This is a genomic window from Marinobacter sp. G11, assembly GCF_021282325.1.
In the GTDB taxonomy this organism is placed as follows: domain Bacteria; phylum Pseudomonadota; class Gammaproteobacteria; order Pseudomonadales; family Oleiphilaceae; genus Marinobacter; species Marinobacter vinifirmus.
The window spans coordinates 132,027-145,897 of the sequence record NZ_JAJSPB010000002.1 but is presented as its reverse complement, the minus strand read 5'-3'; the positions used below and the strand labels follow the sequence as shown (position 1 = coordinate 145,897).

Sequence of the window (13,871 nt, the reverse complement as noted above, 5' to 3'; positions counted from 1 at the left end):
GATTAGCCCATGTTGAACAGTTCACCCAGCTTGGTAGCCAGCATCATGTCGCCTTCGGCGCGCAGCTGACCAGCCATGAATGCTTGCATGCCGTCAGTTTCGCCGGAAACAATGCCCTGAAGGGTTTCAGAGTTCATGATCAGGGTAACGGAAGGATCATCGTGGGCACCTTCGTTCATCTTGCAGGTACCGTCGTTGATTTCCAGGTTGTAGGTCTTGTCGTCTTCGATATCGAATTGGAAGACCAGGTCCAGGCCCTGTGCCGCGTCTGCGTTGAAGTTCTTTTCCAGCTTTTCAAATACCTGAGCTACAGACATTGTTTTACCCTTTTTGGTGGTTGTCTTGTCATGGTGACTTCGCAATTCGACTTTATGGGCACAGAGGGTGTGTGTCAAGCTTGATCGAACGCTTGTTTTAATTTTCTTTCGGGCTTATCACACTTGGCCCGAGCGGGTACACTCTTGGCTTTGCGAAACACTTCCGGAGACTGCATTTTGGAATTTCTCACCGAATACGGCCTGTTCCTTGCCAAGGTTGCCACCTTCGTTGTGGCGGCCATCATTCTTGCCTCTATTATCTTTTCAGCTGCCCATCGTGATCGCGATGACCACGAAGGTGAAGGTGAGCTGAAAATCCGCAAGCTGAACGACCAGTACCGCAAGTTAAAAGAGTCTATCCAGACCCGCCTGATGTCCGATGCGGAATACAAGAGCTGGTCGAAGAAGAAAAAGAAAGAAGACAAAGCCGAGAAAAAAGCCGCAAAAAGCAGCAGTAAGGAAGGTGAGGGTGAGCAGCCCGGCAAGCCACGGATCTATGTGATCGACTTTGATGGTGACATCAAGGCCAGCGACACCGACACCCTGCGCCGTTCAGTGTCGGCGGTGCTCAGTGTGGCAGACCCGAAAACCGATGAGGTGGTGGTGCGCCTTGAAAGTGGCGGCGGCCTGGTACACGCCTACGGCCTGGCTGCTGCGCAGCTGGACCGCATCCGCAGCAAGGGCGTTCCGCTGACGGCCTGTGTCGATAAGGTGGCTGCCAGTGGCGGTTATATGATGGCCTGCGTCGCAGACAAAATTATTGCCTCTCCGTTTGCAGTGCTGGGCTCTATAGGCGTGGTAGCACAGCTGCCCAACTTCCACCGGTTCCTGAAAAAGAACGACGTGGACTTCGAAGTGCTGACAGCCGGTGAGCATAAACGCACCCTGACCGTGTTTGGTGAGAACACCGACAAAGGCCGCCAGAAGTTCCTGGAAGACCTCGAAGACACCCACGGCCTGTTCAAGGAATACGTCAGTGAGCGCCGTCCTGACCTGGATATCCAGGCGGTGGCGAACGGTGACATCTGGTTTGGCAAGCGGGCGCTGGAGGTCAAACTGATTGACGAGATCAAAACCTCAGACGAATACCTGATCGAGGCTTGTGATCGGGGGGATGTCGTGTCGGTATCTTTCCAGCGCAAGCGGACACTGCCGGAAAAACTCGGGCTGGCCACCAGTGCCGCGCTCGAGCACACCGTCTGGAAAGTGCTGAGCGCGTTCCGTAACCAGAAGATCCAGTAGCGGGCTTCCTCAGGAAGCCCGGCGGCGGAACAGCGGCACGTCTGTGTCGGCTGCCGCCTGGTAGGTCTGGGAGAAGAAGTTCAGGCAGCGGGCTGCCTTGGTGGCGTCTTTGTCAGCCCGAAGCACAAAGGCATCGAAGCCGCAGCGTTTCATAAACTGGAGCTGATCAAGCAGCACGTCACCTATGGCCCGCAGCTCGCCGCTGTATCCGTACCTTTCCCGCAGCAAGCGGCCAATGCTGTAGCCCCGTCCATCCACGAAGCGTGGGAAGTTAACGGCTATTACCGGCAGCTGGTTGGCTTTGTCGGCCAACAGTTCTGGTTCGTGATGGCTGTCGAACCATACGCCGATATCTTTCCGCCCGGCATAGTGTTCAGCGCCGGCCAGCCAGAGATCCACCGGGATCAGTGCCGGCTGGCCCTCTGGAATGGCCAGCGATTCGCCGGCTTCCGGGCGGGCAACCACGGCCCAGTTGTCGTTACGAAGGGTGCCGTCAACGGCAATGACATCAGGCATAAACCCGCTCCTTGAAAGGATCAAGACCGACCCGGCGATAGGTGTCCAGGAAAGTCTCTTCTTCTGTGCGTTTCTCAACAAACACGTCAATAATCTTCGCAACCACATCGGGCATTTCTTCCCGGGCAAATGATGGCCCAAGGATCTTGCCGATGGCGGCGTCGTGATGGGAAGCACCACCAAGGCTTACCTGATAGAACTCTTCGCCCTTCTTGTCGACACCCAGGATGCCGATATTGCCGACATGGTGATGGCCGCAGGCATTCATGCAGCCGGAGATGTTCAGGTCGATCGGGCCCAGGTCGTACAGGAAATCCAGGTTGTCAAAGCGGCGCTGAATGGCTTCCGCGATGGGGATCGACTTGGCATTGGCCAGGGCGCAGAAGTCGCCACCCGGGCAGCAGATGATGTCGTTCAGGGTGTGCAGGTTGGCGGTGGCAAAGCCCATCGGGGTAATGCGCTGCCAAAGCTCGAACAGGCGGTCCTGGCGTACATCTGCAAGGACAATGTTCTGTTCATGGGTGGCCCGGACTTCGCCGAAGCTGTACTCGTCGGCCAGGTCTGCAATGTCTTCCAGCTGGGCGTCTGTTACATCGCCCGGAGGTGTGCCGGTTTTCTTGAGGGTCAGGGTGACGATGGCGTAACCGGGCTTCTTGTGCTCGTCCACGTTGTGGGTCAGCCACTTGTCGAATTCCCGGTTCTCAAAACGTTGCTTGCCCAGCAGGTCGCTGGCGTTTTCCAGTGTTTGATAGTCCGGCTCGGTAAAGTAGCCCTGAAACTTCGTGATCGCGTCAGGGGTGAGACGGGTGGGGGAATCCTTGATCTGTGCCCACTCAGCCTCGACCTTTTCGGCGAACCCGGCCGGTGTCAGGGCTTTTACCAGAATCTTGATACGCGCCTTGAACTTGTTGTCCCGGCGGCCATAGCGGTTGTACACCCGAACGATGGCCTCGAGGTAAGTGAGCAGGTCCAGTTCCGGCAGGAACTCCCGGATAACGGGCCCAACCATGGGGGTGCGGCCGAGACCGCCGCCGGCGTGTACCCGGAAACCCAGCTCACCCTGTTCATTCCGGACCAGTTGCAGGCCGATGTCATGAATCTGGATGGCGGCCCTGTCGGTCTTCTCCGAAGCGTTCACTGCAATCTTGAACTTGCGGGGCAGGAAGGCGAATTCCGGATGAAAGGTAGACCACTGCCGGATGATTTCGCAGTAGGGCCGCGGATCGGCAATTTCGTCCGCCTGCACGCCGGAGAACTGGTCTGTGGTGGTGTTACGAATGCAATTGCCGCTGGTCTGGTTGGAGTGCATCTCTACCTCTGCCAACTCGGCCAGGATATCCGGCACCTCTTCCAGTTTTGGCCAGTTCAGCTGGATGTTGGTCCGGGTGGTTACATGTGCGTAGCCACGGTCGTAATCCCGCGTAATCCGCGCCAGCCGTCGTAATTGTTCGGAGCGCAGCATACCGTAGGGTACGCAGATGCGAAGCATTGGGGCATGACGCTGAACATAAAGGCCGTTCTGGAGGCGAAGGGGAAGAAACTCCTCTTCGGAAAGCTCACCGGCCAGTGCGCGTTCGGTCTGATCCCGGAACTGGGCCACACGCTCGGCTGCGATTTGCTTGTCGTGTTCATCGTAAACGTACATAGGGTAACGTCCTGCCTGCTACATCAAAGAGTCTTCTGATATCGGGCTCGAAAATAGGGAGCGCCTTATTCCTGTGGGGCAGGATATCACCGGCTTTTTATTCTCAAAATGATTATTTCAACATAACATTATCGATTCAGGCGATAAGGGCGGCGCTGAAGGGCTGGACGAATATCAATTTACTGCTTAAATGAAGGGCGTACGCGAAGAACAAAAACCAATAAAGAGAGGTGAAGGTAGCCATGAGCAAATCTGCAGGTTCAGACAGCAAGGTCGATGCCGTAGCAGCCGTTCTTTTAGTCGTGTTAACTGTGTCGTTTGCCGTAATCTGGGTGGCTGGCCAGTAGGTTACTACTGACCGGCCAGTACCAGGTTCACCACAAGGATCAGGCCGCCTACGAAGGCGGCCGTAAACAGCAGCCCCGCGATAATGTAGGGGGCGGGGCTGTAGCTTGAGAAGTCTTCCTGCCGCCGGCGGTCGGATTGCACACCGAGGGCGCCGGCCAGGATGCTTTGCATGATTTTCAGAACACCCGGCGAACCGGTTTTTTGGTCTTCGTTGTCCTTTTTGTTTTTGTTGGCAACGTCAGTCATGGTTTACCGCCCTGATTTATTCTGCGGGATCATAGGCCAGGCTCGGCATCAGCCAGCGTTCGGCTTCCGCTTTTGACAGCCCCTTGCGTTCAGCATAGTCCTCAACCTGGTCCACGCCAATTTTACCCACGGCAAAGTACTTGGAGTCCGGGTGCGCGAAATACCAGCCGGAAACCGCAGCGGTCGGGAACATGGCGAAATGTTCCGTTAGCTCGAGGCTGGTGTTGGCGGTGGCATCCAGCAGTTTGAACAGGGTGGCTTTTTCCGTGTGGTCCGGGCAGGCCGGATAGCCTGGGGCCGGGCGAATACCCCGGTAACGTTCCTTGATCAGGTCTTCATTGGCCATCTGCTCGTCATTGGCGTAACCCCAGAACTCCTTGCGAACCCTTTCGTGCATGCGCTCGGCAAAGGCTTCGGCCAGGCGGTCCGCCAGGGCCTGAACCATGATGGCGCTGTAGTCGTCGTGGGCGTTCTTGAACTCGGTGGTGAGTTCGTCCACGCCAATGCCGGTGGTGACCGCAAAGCCGCCCACATAGTCACCCAGGTGCGAACTCTCCGGGGCCACGAAATCAGACAGGGCCATCATCGGCTTGCCCGGGGCCTTCTCATCCTGCTGGCGCAGGTGGTGCAGGGTGGTGAGTTCCTCGGTGCGGGTCTCGTCGGTGTACACCACGATGTCGTCGCCCCGGCGGTTGGCCGGCCAGAAGCCGATCACGCCACGGGCACTGATCCGCTTCTCCTCAATCATCTGCTTGAGCAGTTTCTGGGCGTCGTCGAACAGGTTGCGGGCGGCTTCTCCACGCTTGGGGTCGTCGAAAATCGCCGGGTACTTGCCGGCAATGTCCCAGGAAATGAAGAACGGCGTCCAGTCGATGTATTCCGCCAGTTCGTTCAGGTCATAGTCTTCGAACACCCGCACGCCGGTAAACGCCGGCTTGGGCGGCTGGTAGTTTTCGAAATCAATCTCCGGCGCCCGTGCCCGGGCTTCTTTCAGGGATACCAGCTTGGTGCGGTCGCCACGGTTCTTGCGGCGCTCACGGATTTCGTCGTATTCGGTGCGGGCTGCTTCCACAAAGGCCGGCTTGGCGGTCTTGCTCAGCAGTTGTGACGCCACGTTGACGCAACGGGAGGCATCGGACACGTACAGGGCAATGTCGTTCTTGTAGTGAGGCTCAATCTTGACCGCAGTATGGGCCTTGGAGGTGGTGGCACCACCGATCATCAGCGGAATCTTGAAGTCCAGCCGCTGCATTTCACGGGCAACGTGCACCATTTCGTCCAGCGATGGAGTGATCAGGCCGCTCAGGCCGATGATGTCGACGTTTTCTTCCTTTGCTTTTTCCAGGATCTTGTCGCAGGGCACCATCACGCCCATGTCGATCACTTCGTAGTTGTTGCACTGGAGCACCACGCCCACGATGTTCTTGCCGATGTCGTGCACATCGCCTTTCACCGTGGCCATCAGGATCTTGCCCTTGGCTTGCTGGTCTTCGGTTTTTTCCGCCTCGATGTACGGAATCAGGTGGGCGACCGCCTGCTTCATAACCCGGGCGCTTTTCACCACCTGGGGCAGGAACATCTTGCCATCGCCAAACAGGTCGCCGACCACGTTCATGCCGTCCATCAGCGGGCCTTCGATCACCTCGATCGGGTGGCTGGCATTCTGGCGACAGGCTTCGGTGTCTTCGATGATGAAGTTGGTGATGCCTTTAACCAGTGCGTGCTCAAGCCGCTTTTCAACCGGCCATTCGCGCCAGGCCAGGTCTTCTTCTTTAGCCTGGCCGCCTTTGCCCTTGAACTTCTCGGCCGCTTCCAGCAGGCGGTCGGTGGAGCCTTCGCGGCGGTTCAGTACCACGTCTTCCACCAGTTCTTTCAGATCCGGCTCGATTTCATCGTAAATCACCAGTTGGCCCGGGTTTACGATACCCATGTTCATGCCGGCCTTGATGGCGTGGTACAGGAACACCGAGTGGATGGCTTCACGCACGGCATCGTTGCCGCGGAACGAGAAGGACACGTTGCTCACGCCGCCGGAAATGGATGCGTGGGGCAGGTTCTCTTTAATCCAGCGGGTGGCGTTGATGAAGTCCACCGCGTAGTTGTTGTGTTCCTCGATACCGGTAGCGATGGCAAAGATGTTCGGGTCGAAGATGATGTCGCCCGGGTTGAAGCCGATGCTGGTCAGCACATCGTAGGAGCGCTTGCAGATCTCGGTCTTGCGCTCGTAGGTGTCGGCCTGGCCGTCTTCGTCAAAGGCCATCACCACCACGGCGGCGCCGTAACGCATGCAGTCTTTTGCCCGCTTGATGAACGCCTCTTCGCCTTCTTTAAGGCTGATGGAGTTCACTACCGCCTTGCCCTGGATGCAGCGCAGGCCGGCTTCGATCACTTCCCACTTGGAGGAGTCGATCATGATCGGCACGCGGGAAATGTCCGGCTCGGAGGCAACCAGGTTCAGGAAGGTAACCATTACCTCCTTCGAGTCCAGCATGCCCTCGTCCATGTTGATATCGATAATCTGGGCGCCATTCTCTACCTGGTCCCGGGCAACGCTGAGGGCCTCTTCGTACTGCTCTTCCTTGATCAGGCGAAGGAAACGCTTGGAGCCGGTCACGTTGGTGCGCTCACCCACGTTGATAAACAGGGTGTTTTCGTCGCCGGTAAAGGGCTCAAGGCCGGCCAAGCGCAGGGCCTTCGGGCGCTCGGGAATCTGCCGGGGCGGATATTTCGAGACCGCGTTGGCAATGGCTTCAATGTGTTCCGGGCGGGAACCACAGCAACCGCCGATAATGTTCAGGAAGCCGTCTCTGGCGAAGCCTTCGATGATTTCGGCCATTTCTTCCGGAGTCTGGTCGTACTCACCGAATTCGTTGGGCAGGCCGGCGTTGGGGTGGGCGGAGACATAGGTTTCCGCTTTGTTGGACAGTTCTTCCACATAGGGGCGCAGGGCATCCGCACCCAGGGCGCAGTTCAGGCCAATGGAAATCGGCTTGGCGTGGGCCACGGAATTGTAGAACGCCTCGGTAGTCTGGCCGGATAGGGTGCGGCCGGAAGCATCGGTAATGGTGCCGGAGATCATGATCGGCAGTTCAATGCCGGAATCTTCGAAGAACTGCTGGGTAGCGTAGATGGCTGCCTTGGCGTTCAGGGTGTCGAAAATGGTTTCAATCAGGATGAGGTCAGAACCGCCTTCCACCAGGCCTGACACAGCCTCGTAATAATTATCCACCAGAGTCTGGAAATCGACGTTGCGGTACCCCGGGTTGTTCACATCCGGCGACAGCGACGCGGTACGGGAGGTGGGGCCCACGGCACCGGCCACAAAGCGGGGCTTTTCGGGATTCTTCGCGGTGTATTCATCAGCGATTTCCCGGGCCAGCCTGGCCGAAGCCACGTTCAGCTCCCTTGCCAGCTCTTCCATGCCGTAGTCGGCCTGGGACAGGCGGGTGGAGTTGAAGGTGTTGGTTTCGATAATATCGGCGCCGGCATCCAGGTATTCTGCGTGGATATTGCGCAGCAGGGCAGGCTGGGTAAGGTTCAGCAGGTCGTTGTTGCCCTGGACTTCCCGATCGTAGTCTTTGAACCGGTCGCCACGGAACGCGGCTTCATCCAGTTTCTGGTTCTGGATCATGGTGCCCATGGCGCCATCAAGAACAATGATGCGTTCCTTGAGTGCCTTTTTAAGCTGGTCCAGACGGGTGTTGCGATCGGTCATAGGGAAATCTTCCGGATGTCGTGAATAACGTCTAATACGGTTAATGGCGCGGGATCATAGCAAAAAGCGAGCAGTTCGTCTTAGTACGGATGATCATTATCAAGTGCCTTGCCGTGTGCGGCGGTTAGCCGGGTCATAAGGGAAGCTCATTAGCCCGATTAATGCCCGACTATTTTACTTGGTCTTTTAAGTTCCTGCGAACTCTCCTAAAATGGAGGTCACATTTGAAAACAGGTAGGAAGCATGGCTCTGGTAACTGTTACTGATTCTGCAAGGGACTATCTTGCACAACTGATCGAAAAGCAGGATGTCGAAGGTATGGGGGTTCGTATCTTTGTGACCCAGCCCGGCACTCGTAACGCAGAAACCTGCCTGGCCTACTGTCCGCCGAACGAAATTGTCCCCACCGACGAAACGGTAGACCTGCAGAAGTTTACGCTGTACCTGGATCACAACTCGGTACCCTTCCTGGAAGAAGCCTACGTGGATTATTCCAAGGATCAGATGGGCGGCCAGCTGACCATCAAGGCGCCGAACGCCAAGGTACCCCAGGTATCTGACGATGCACCGCTGCCGGACCGGGTGAACTACGTACTGGCCTCCGAGATCAACCCCAACCTGGCGGCTCACGGTGGCGATGTATCGCTGGTCGAGATTGTTGAAGAGTCTGTGGCCGTGCTGCGTTTTGGCGGTGGCTGCCAGGGTTGTTCAGCGGTGAGTCTGACTCTCAAGCAGGGTGTCGAGAAAACCCTGAAAGAACGCGTGCCGGAAATTACCGCCGTGCGTGACGTAACAGACCACACCAACACCGAAAACGCTTACTACCAGTAAGCGACTGCTGTGGCAGGCTGACTTCCCGAGCCTGGACAGTCTGCCACAGACACCCCTTCGCCGTGGCTACACGGCCAATGCCCGCGAGTGCCTTCTGTTTCATTATTTCCGCCATCAACAGAATGACTTGGTATTTACTCGGGGTAAGTCTTGTCGGACCTAACACTTCTATCCGTGCCAGTGATGGCTGCCGTAGTTGGCTGGTTTACTAACTGGCTGGCTATTCAGATGTCGTTCTATCCGGTTCAGTTCATCGGTTTCGGCGTCGTTGGCTGGCAGGGCGTGATTCCCCGCAAAGCCGAGAAAATGGCTCACATCTGCATCGACCGTACCCTGCAGCATTTCGGCGACCTCAACTCGGTGTACCAGAAGCTCGAACCCCAGCGCATTGTCCAGCAGGTTCTGACCCAGGTATCGCCGCGCATGGACGAGTACATTGATGAAGTGATGTACGAAGTCCAGCCGGTGCTTTGGGACAATCTCCCGATGTTTGTGAAAGACCGCATTTACCAGTGGGCGCGACAGCAATTGCCATCGCGCATAGAGGAGCTGGTGGAAGACTTTGGTGACGACCTGGACGACCTGGTAGACCTGAAAGCGCTGCTGAGCCGCGAACTGCAACACCATCCGGACCTGATGAACCGCATTTTCAAACAGGCCGGTGCCGTGGAATTGCAGTCCGTGATCAACCGGGGTGCGCTGATCGGTGCCTTGCTGGGCGCTCTGCTGGTGCCATTCTGGGTATCCTACCCGCAGCCGTGGGTGTTGCCGGTGGGTGGCTTTGCCATCGGTTTTATCACCAACTGGCTGGCCATCAACCTGATTTTTGCCCCGCTCAGGCCGCGCCGGATGCTGTTCTGGAAGTTTCAGGGCCTGTTTTTGCAGCGACAGGACGAAATCAGCGACATCTGGGCGCAGCTGGTGGCCGAGGAACTGATTACCGTGGAGAAGGTGGCGGATGCCATGATTAACGGTCGCCACGGCGCCCGTACCCGCTCCATTCTGCAGAAACACCTGCGCCCGATGCTGGATAACTCCATGGTCATGCGGCTGGCTGCGCAGGTTACCGTGGGTATGTCCGGTTATACCGACCTGAAGCGGGCCATGAACGACAAGGCGGTACTGGCTACCCGGGATGTCTTCTCCGACCCGGCATTCAACAAGGAGCGGGCACCGGTCGTTGCCGGTGTGCTGGCGGGCCAGATGAAAGCCCTCAAACCCGAAGAATTCCAGGAAATCCTGCGCCCGGCATTTCGGGAAGAGGAAATCCAGCTGATGCTGATCGGTGGCTTGTTCGGGGCGATGGCGGGCTTTATCCAGTTTGTACTGATCTGATTACTGTAGTTCAGGCCTACAGGCAGTTGGTGGGGCGGGGCAAACCTGCTATCCGGCACGCGGTTTTGGCCGGTGTGCCGGGGAACAGCTGCATCAGGTAGATGCTGTTGCCTTTTTCTTCGCCCAGTGCTTCCTTTACCGCCTTTACGAACAGCCGGTTTGATGGCGGCGACATTTCATGTGATTTATAAAAACCCCTCAGAAACTCTATGATTTCCCAGTGCTTTTCTGATAGCTCTATTTGGTCATCTGCGGCAATCTGGCGGCCCACCTCCGGTGTCCACTGATTGGCGTCTTCCAGGAAACCTTCGTTATTGCGGGGCGGCATGTCAGTTATCGGCATGGTTTACCAGCTGATGATGCGTGAATGTTTGGCGGTCAGGCGTACCAGTTCGGCGTAGTCGATCGTTCCTGTCCGGGTTTGCTCATTCAGCGCCCGGGCGTCGACATCCGCTTTCATGGCCTTACAGGCGGCAGGAAGGGTAACGGAGCGATCGGCCAGGGCAAGTACCGCGTTTTCGGTAAGTACCAGCTGATCGCAGTCCTGGATGGCCTGGAGGCAGGTTTCAAACCGGGGGTGCCCCGGAGGCTTGTTCAGAATGTGCAGTGTCGGGTTTGCTGGCTGCGTGCTTGTCATTATCTTCCTGCCTCAGCCTGCAAAGGCCACGTTACTGTGGGCGTTCATGACGTCTTGCAGGTTTTCGGCGAGGGTGACACCCGAAACCAGTTGCTCCGGCCCAAGCCCAAAGCACTCGCAGGACGCCGTGTCTGCAAAGATTTCTTCCACGCCGAACATGGGCGCTGCCGAGAGGTTTTTCTCCACGGATTTCTGGCCAATGGCGTCGGGAGCCTGTTGCTTGCGCAGCCAGTTGACCCCGGCGCCGGTAAAGAGCAGGGCAGCCGGCTGGTCGAAGGCGGCCAGCGAGAACACCATGTCCAGGGCCTCGCGCCCGGCCCAGTTACCATATGGGGGTTGGTCTACTATGATCAGCGTGCTCACCGTCAGTTACTCCCGTGGAAATAGGTAACCCGGTCCGATTTCACATTACCTTCCACCCATTCACCAAGGCCGGCAATGCCAAACGGCTCCAGCAGGTTGTTGCCGGGCAGTTCGTAGCGGGCCTGTTCGGTATCATCAATGATTCCGCGGCGCAGCGCCGAGGCAATACAAACGGTAGCGGGAATGGCGTTGTCAGCCAGGAAGCCGGCCCACTGCTTCGGCCAGTTCACCTCGTCAGAGGGTGGCGTCGCCAGCGCCGAGGCCAGCAATACGCCCTCACCATACAGGAATACCCGGTCAATCCGGTGGCCCGCAACAAGCAATTCCCGGGCAAAGGCCAGGGCGCTCTGGGGGGCCTGGGAAGACCAGGGGGCTCCGGTGATTACGAGGGTATAGCTCAGTGGCGTCATGGCGTCCTGCACCCGGGAGTGAATCTTGAGGATTTGCAGTGTACCTAAAGCAGAAACCCCGGCAAAGGCCGGGGTTTCTGGAAGCGAGGGACTGACCGGAGATCAGTCTTCGCCGCTGAATGCCGCCAGCAGGTGCAGCAGGCTGACAAACAGGTTGTAGATGGATACATACAGGCCAACCGTGGCGATGATGTAGTTACGCTCGCCGCCTTTGATGATCTGGCTGGTTTCAAACAGGATCATGATGGAGGCGAAGATGGTGAAGCCTGCAGACACCGCCAGGTGCAGGGCAGAGCTTTCCATGAAGAACGCCAGCAGCATGGCACCGATCAGCACAAATGCGCCAGCGGTCAGGAAGCTGGACATGAAGCTGAAGTCTTTCTTGGTGATGATCGCTGTCGCAGACAGGCCGACAAAGGCCACTGCTGTCAGTGTCAGGGCCTGGGCCACAATCTGGGAGGCGCCGGCCGCCACAAACGCACCGATGATCGGGCCAAGGGTATAACCCATGAAACCGGTCAGGGCGAAGGTGGTTACGATGCCCCAAGGGCTGTTCTTCAGTTTATAGGTAGCGAACAGCAGGCCAATGTAACCCACGATGGTGATCAGGAAGCCCGGATGAGTGCCGTTCATGTTCAGGAACGCAGTCAGGGCGGAGAAGGCGAGGGTCATACCCAGCAACATGTAAGTGTTGCGAAGCACCTTCATGGCATCATCGCTGATACCCGCAGTGACCTGGCTTCTTTCCCCGGTCGTGTCGTAGGCAGCCTGGTTGTTCTGAACGCCGAAACGTCTGTCTTCCATTGTCATCTCCGTTTAGTGAAACTGGATACTGTGTCCCATCATAATGTTGAATCCGCAACTTTCAATCATTTACGACAGTAATTCGCCTTCCGGATTCCATTAAACCGCTGTAATCTTGTTTATGGATTGTTCAGAAGCTCCGGAATTTACATCGTTTTTTCTACAGGGCGTTGACAGCACAGGCAAATCCGGTATCATTCCACCCGCTGTCGCAAGGCAGCTGAGGAAAGGCGAGTCATCGCCGATCCAACAAGACGGTGGGCTGGCAGAGTGGCTGAATGCAGCGGTCTTGAAAACCGCCGACGGTTAATAGCCGTCCCGGGGTTCGAATCCCTGGCCCACCGCCATTTTTCTCTCAGACACACCTTCCCGAATACGCATTTTCCTCCGCTTTACCAATCAATTCCGATTTTGCCGTACACTCATTGCTGAACCGTTTACCGAAAACAGCAGGTGTCGCTATGGACGAACATCAAACTCCTGAAACCGAAAACGAGCGCAAGAATCGTCGCTTTGCTGTGTCTGCCAATCGGGGCAAGGCCAGCCATCGCATTCGTTACGTGGAAACGGGTGGGGCGGCAGTGGATGCCGAAGAGTGCACTTTTTGCCAGGCGGTGCCGGACCTTGAAGACGACGCCAGCGTAAAATCAACCCGGGTAACCGGTCATTCGCACCCTGCTGGGTAATCAGGGACTTCCGTCGGTTTCCTGGCGCCGGGCTTTATGCCGCTTTGCCGAGTGCTGACCGTATGGCGCGAACGGCTTCAAGGGCGGCTGCGTTGTCGCCGTGAACGCACAGGCTGTCGGCGGGTAAATCCAGCCATTTGCCGGTAGTGCTGGTGACTCCGCCATTGTGGGCAAAAGACAAGGCCTGCTTTACGATCAACTCCGGGTCTTCGTGCACAGCTCCAGCCTGGCGGCGGGACACCAGTTGGCCCAGATCGTCGTAGGCGCGGTCGGCAAAGGCTTCCAGCAGCAACGGCACACCCAGGTTCTCAGCCAGGGCCTGATGCTCCCGATAACCCAGGGTTACCGGAATCATCAGCGGCAGGCCTTCGCGGAAGGTCCGTACCGCTTTCATAACCGCTGCCAGGGTGTCCTTATCCTTCATCATGTCGTTGTTGAGGGCGCCGTGGGGTTTTACATAGCTCACGGCCAGGCCTTCGCTGCGGCACATGCCCTCCAGTGCCCCTAACTGATAGAGCATCAGGGCTTCGATTTCATCCGGGGTGTGATGGATGGAGCGTCGGCCAAAGCCTGGAAGGTCGTGATAGGAAGGGTGGGCACCGATTTCAACCTTGTGCTGTGCTGCCAGTACCAGGGTGTGCCGGATCACCATCGGGTCTGCGGCGTGAAAGCCACAGGCCACGTTGGCCATATCAATCAGCGGCATAACCAGGTCGTCCTGGCCCATTTGCCAGGCACCATAGCTTTCGCCCAGATCACAGTTCAGCTTCATGGTA

General features: G+C 57.2%; 15 protein-coding genes and 1 tRNA gene. 5 read left to right on the top strand and 11 right to left on the bottom strand.

The features are described 5' to 3' along the window. Positions 1 to 2: 2 nt before the first annotated feature. A complete protein-coding gene (locus tag LWH94_RS02060; protein ID WP_232901072.1) occupies positions 3 to 317 on the bottom strand; it encodes an SCP2 sterol-binding domain-containing protein in 315 nt (104 codons plus the stop codon). A 177-nt stretch (positions 318 to 494) separates the two neighbouring features. Here LWH94_RS02060 and sohB point away from each other — a divergent pair, with 177 nt between their 5' ends. Next, positions 495 to 1,559: a protease SohB gene (gene sohB, locus LWH94_RS02055; RefSeq protein ID WP_232901070.1), complete on the top strand. Its 1,065-nt coding sequence runs from the start codon at positions 495 to 497 to the stop codon at positions 1,557 to 1,559. A gap of 9 nt (positions 1,560 to 1,568) precedes the next feature. Here sohB and LWH94_RS02050 read toward each other — a convergent pair whose 3' ends face one another. The 4 genes from LWH94_RS02050 to metH form a co-directional block, all read right to left on the bottom strand. After that, positions 1,569 to 2,075: a DUF934 domain-containing protein gene (locus tag LWH94_RS02050; protein ID WP_058340872.1), complete on the bottom strand. Its 507-nt coding sequence runs from the start codon at positions 2,073 to 2,075 to the stop codon at positions 1,569 to 1,571. Beyond that, on the bottom strand, positions 2,068 to 3,720 hold the full coding sequence (locus LWH94_RS02045) for a nitrite/sulfite reductase (RefSeq protein WP_058340873.1): 1,653 nt from the start codon (positions 3,718 to 3,720) through the stop codon (positions 2,068 to 2,070). Before LWH94_RS02045 ends, LWH94_RS02050 begins: the two co-directional genes overlap by 8 nt. 351 nt (positions 3,721 to 4,071) lie before the next feature. Further along, positions 4,072 to 4,314: a DUF2970 domain-containing protein gene (locus LWH94_RS02040; protein ID WP_232901068.1), complete on the bottom strand. Its 243-nt coding sequence runs from the start codon at positions 4,312 to 4,314 to the stop codon at positions 4,072 to 4,074. A 16-nt stretch (positions 4,315 to 4,330) separates the two neighbouring features. Next, positions 4,331 to 8,029: a methionine synthase gene (metH, locus tag LWH94_RS02035; RefSeq protein ID WP_232901066.1), complete on the bottom strand. Its 3,699-nt coding sequence runs from the start codon at positions 8,027 to 8,029 to the stop codon at positions 4,331 to 4,333. A gap of 243 nt (positions 8,030 to 8,272) precedes the next feature. Between metH and nfuA the strand changes: the two genes are divergently transcribed. Then, positions 8,273 to 8,860 carry a Fe-S biogenesis protein NfuA gene (gene nfuA, locus LWH94_RS02030; RefSeq protein WP_058340876.1) on the top strand — a complete coding sequence of 196 codons (588 nt, stop codon included), beginning with the start codon at positions 8,273 to 8,275 and terminating at the stop codon, positions 8,858 to 8,860. 183 nt (positions 8,861 to 9,043) lie between these two features. After that, the gene (locus LWH94_RS02025) at positions 9,044 to 10,195 is read left to right on the top strand and encodes a DUF445 domain-containing protein (RefSeq protein ID WP_232901065.1); all 1,152 of its coding nucleotides are present in this window, start codon (positions 9,044 to 9,046) and stop codon (positions 10,193 to 10,195) included. Positions 10,196 to 10,211: 16 nt separating this feature from the next. Here the strand turns inward: LWH94_RS02025 and LWH94_RS02020 are convergent, their stop codons facing one another. From LWH94_RS02020 to LWH94_RS02000, 5 genes are all read right to left on the bottom strand, one after another. Then, a complete protein-coding gene (locus LWH94_RS02020; RefSeq protein WP_058340878.1) occupies positions 10,212 to 10,538 on the bottom strand; it encodes a TusE/DsrC/DsvC family sulfur relay protein in 327 nt (108 codons plus the stop codon). Between the two features lie 3 nt (positions 10,539 to 10,541). Beyond that, the gene (gene tusB, locus LWH94_RS02015) at positions 10,542 to 10,832 is read right to left on the bottom strand and encodes a sulfurtransferase complex subunit TusB (RefSeq protein ID WP_094624026.1); all 291 of its coding nucleotides are present in this window, start codon (positions 10,830 to 10,832) and stop codon (positions 10,542 to 10,544) included. 12 nt (positions 10,833 to 10,844) lie between these two features. Then, the gene (locus LWH94_RS02010) at positions 10,845 to 11,195 is read right to left on the bottom strand and encodes a DsrE family protein (RefSeq protein ID WP_232901063.1); all 351 of its coding nucleotides are present in this window, start codon (positions 11,193 to 11,195) and stop codon (positions 10,845 to 10,847) included. Between the two features lie 2 nt (positions 11,196 to 11,197). Further along, positions 11,198 to 11,605, bottom strand: coding sequence for a sulfurtransferase complex subunit TusD (gene tusD, locus LWH94_RS02005; protein ID WP_232901061.1), 408 nt, complete (start codon positions 11,603 to 11,605; stop codon positions 11,198 to 11,200). A 102-nt stretch (positions 11,606 to 11,707) separates the two neighbouring features. Continuing rightward, the gene (locus LWH94_RS02000) at positions 11,708 to 12,409 is read right to left on the bottom strand and encodes a Bax inhibitor-1/YccA family protein (RefSeq protein WP_058340882.1); all 702 of its coding nucleotides are present in this window, start codon (positions 12,407 to 12,409) and stop codon (positions 11,708 to 11,710) included. Positions 12,410 to 12,665: 256 nt separating this feature from the next. On the opposite strand from LWH94_RS02000, the gene LWH94_RS01995 reads away from it, so the two are divergent. Together LWH94_RS01995 and LWH94_RS01990 are read left to right on the top strand one after the other, a co-directional pair. Beyond that, a tRNA-Ser gene (locus LWH94_RS01995) sits at positions 12,666 to 12,756 on the top strand. Positions 12,757 to 12,870: 114 nt separating this feature from the next. Continuing rightward, a complete protein-coding gene (locus LWH94_RS01990) occupies positions 12,871 to 13,095 on the top strand; it encodes a hypothetical protein (RefSeq protein ID WP_232901059.1) in 225 nt (74 codons plus the stop codon). Positions 13,096 to 13,129: 34 nt separating this feature from the next. On the opposite strand, the gene LWH94_RS01985 is transcribed toward LWH94_RS01990, so the two are convergent. After that, positions 13,130 to 13,867 (bottom strand): 5-oxoprolinase subunit PxpA, encoded by a 738-nt coding sequence (locus tag LWH94_RS01985; protein WP_232901057.1) that lies wholly within the window; start codon positions 13,865 to 13,867, stop codon positions 13,130 to 13,132. Between the last annotated feature and the right edge of the window lie 4 nt (positions 13,868 to 13,871).